Origin of the sequence: Achromobacter sp. (assembly GCF_036567245.1) — a bacterium.
Classification (GTDB): Bacteria; Pseudomonadota; Gammaproteobacteria; order Burkholderiales; family Burkholderiaceae_B; genus Achromobacter.
Window position 1 is genome coordinate 1 of the sequence record NZ_DATCUY010000134.1, and the last position, 1623, is coordinate 1623.

General features: G+C 66.0%; 1 protein-coding gene and 1 pseudogene. Both read left to right on the forward strand.

Annotation, left to right across the window (positions count from 1 at the left end; genetic code table 11):
* Positions 1 to 176 (forward strand): annotated as a pseudogene (locus tag VIR09_RS06000) (gamma-glutamyl-phosphate reductase); the annotation flags it as partial.
* Between the two features lie 190 nt (positions 177 to 366).
* Positions 367 to 1623: glycosyltransferase family 2 protein (locus tag VIR09_RS06005; protein ID WP_332012046.1), on the forward strand; the 1257-nt coding region annotated here is incomplete at its 3' end.

Here is a 1623-nt window from a genome sequence, read left to right on the forward strand (position 1 = left end):
TGGTCAACGCGTCCTCGCGGTTCTCCGACGGCGGCGAGCTCGGCCTGGGCGCGGAGATCGGCATTTCCACCACGCGCCTGCATTCCTACGGGCCAATGGGCCTGGAAGCGCTCACCGTCGAGCGCTTCGTCGTCCACGGACAGGGCCAGACCCGGGTGCCGATCCGCGTGGACTGAAACCCGCTGCGGCAGAGGCCACCTGGCTGCGGATCGCTCTCGCGCATGGATGTTGTGCATTGGATGTTGTGCATTGCGTCAAATAGTGACGTATGTCGCATCTTCACGGCGCTGACACCAACCGCTAATCAAGCGCTTGAATTTGGCATGAAACATGCGTAAGCGAGGCACCCCCTCGCTTGGCAAGGCCATGCAGCAACCTGAAACGTATACCCCCCTCTTTGGCGTGGAAGCCGCCCCCACGGCGCCGGGCGAAGCACCGGTGCCCGTGCGACGGCCCCGGCACTTCTATGTCCCGGTCCGCGCGAAATTCGCGCTGGTCCTGGTGGTGGCGCTGCTGTGGACGGCGCTCAGCGTCGTGTTGTCCATGCGCTGGCTGCATGACCTGTCCCAGCCGCTGGGCCTGGCGCTGGCACTGCTGGTGATCGCGTTCATTGCCTATGTCCCGGGCTTCATGAACGCATTTCTGATCGGTTCGATTCTGGCCGACCGGCGCCCGCCGCGGCGTGCGCTGGCTGCCTATCCGGACATCTGCGTGCTGGTGGCCTGCTACAACGAGGGCAACAACATTGCCGAGACCCTGGCCAGCTTCGCCCGCCAGGATTATGCGGGAGACGTGGAAGTGGTCGTCATCGACGATGGATCCACTGACGACAGCCTGGTGATCGCGCAGGCAGCCGCGCGCATCCACACCCGGCCCGGCCTGCAGATCCGGGTGCTGGCCCAGCCACGCAACGGGGGCAAGTCCAAGGCGCTGAACCGTGGACTGAGGGAAACCGCGCGCGAACTGGTCATCACCGTCGATGGCGACTGCTGCCTGCGCGCGGACGCACTGCGCAAACTGGTCGGCCGTTACCTGTCCGATCCACCCAACACCGTGGCCGTGGCTGGTGCGGTCCTGGTGGCCAACTCACGCGAGAACCTGCTCACGCGCGCGCAGGAGTGGGACTACTTCCATGGCATCGCCGCGGTCAAGCGGGTGCAGAGCATGTACCACGGCACCCTGGTCGCCCAGGGCGCGTTCTCCTTGTATACGCGCACCGCCTTGAACCAGGCCGGGGGCTGGCCCGAATGCGTGGGCGAGGACATCGTCCTGTCCTGGGCGCTGCTGAAGACCGGCGCGCGGATCGGCTATTGCGAGGACGCCTGCCTGTTCACCAAGGTGCCGCCCACGCTGAGGCAGTTCTCGCGCCAGCGCCAGCGCTGGTCGCGCGGCTTGATGGAGGCCTTCGCCCGCCATGGCGGCCTGCTGCTGAAGCCGCGCATGAGCACGCTGTTCATCTGGTGGAACCTGCTGTTCCTGCCACTGGACCTGATCTACACGCTGGCCTTCATCCCCGGCCTGGTGCTGGCGCTGTTCGGCGTGTACTGGATCGCCGGGCCGATGACCTTGCTGGTGCTGCCGCTGGCGATGATCTGGAACCTGGTGATCTTCCGCGTGCAGGCG